Here is a 1,076-nt window from a genome sequence, read left to right as displayed (position 1 = left end):
AGCTTTAAATTCAGGAGAGTGGTTTCTACGTTTTCTAGTCATCATCTATTCCAATATTTTTGGTTACTATAAAAACAGAACAATCACTTAAAGTCATGTCCGAAAATTGGGGGCCAGTTATCTTTATAGCCGGGTCGGTAAAAGTTAAAGACACTGGGTGAGCGATAGGGGTGTTGGTTGAGTCGAGAGACTAAACTAGTGTCCCAAAGCATTGGTTGAAAGCGTGGTGTGATATTTTTAACCGAAAATGCACGAGCCCATTGTGTAAAGCGCAATATAGGCTCTTTGAGCTTCCCTCCGCTTACTGTTGCAAGATTGCGAGCTTCTGGGTGAAACAAGATAGCTGCAAGCGTTGCATCCAAAGCGCCTCTTTTTCCATCGCCAATGATAGATCCATCAGGCAGCTTATATATTCCACTGTTAAATGCTCTTGCAACGTTTGCTACATAGCCTCTACTTGGATTTGAGCTAACGAGGCGTTGGATAAGTTGCTTGCCAATAAATGGAGCCAAATTGGGATGTGAAAAAATATGTTCTATCGCTATATCTATGGACTCTTTTGCATTAGTATTCTCTGCTATGGTTAGGTCGAGAAATTGTTTTGGCTGAGCAGAGTGATCATTGGGGAAAGCTATCATAGGTAACGTGAATACGCTATTGTAGAACATACCTTCCTGTTCGGCTGATTCTTCATCATAGTTAAGCTCGGTAAAAACGCGCGCTAGTCCAGTGATATCTTGATTATCGTAAACTTCGATGGCTTGCCCAGTTTTATCTAGCTTGGTTGTTCCATCTTGATTGAGCGCCAACAAACCAATACTGAAAAGTTGTAGCAGCTCTCTGGCATAGTTTTCATCAGGTACAGTCCCTTTATTTGGGTCGCCTTTTTTATTGCCAAGATAGGTTAGGTAGTAACCCATTGCTGGCGAATAGGTCACCGCTTTTAACAGTGCTTTGTAATTAACCTGAGATCTGTATAAGAACTAAAGCCGAGTAACCTTTATGCTCGGTTTCTTTGCTTGAAAAGTATAAGCGATGAGGCCTGCCATCAAGTTCACCATAAATGAAATACAGCT

Annotated in this window: 1 protein-coding gene and 1 pseudogene; both read right to left on the bottom strand. The window is 41.4% G+C overall.

Translation table 11 applies throughout. The annotated features are described in order from the left end of the window. Positions 1-83 precede the first annotated feature (83 nt). The gene (locus HC733_RS22365) at positions 84-950 is read right to left on the bottom strand and encodes a DUF1800 family protein (protein ID WP_274602048.1); all 867 of its coding nucleotides are present in this window, start codon (positions 948-950) and stop codon (positions 84-86) included. A gap of 33 nt (positions 951-983) precedes the next feature. Next, a pseudogene (locus HC733_RS23700) lies at positions 984-1,076 on the bottom strand (IS982 family transposase); the annotation flags it as partial.

Origin of the sequence: Pseudoalteromonas sp. S16_S37 (assembly GCF_014694405.1) — a bacterium.
GTDB lineage: Bacteria > Pseudomonadota > Gammaproteobacteria > Enterobacterales > Alteromonadaceae > Pseudoalteromonas.
The sequence above is the reverse complement of the archived record's forward strand: the minus strand, read 5'-3'. Positions and strand labels throughout refer to the sequence as shown.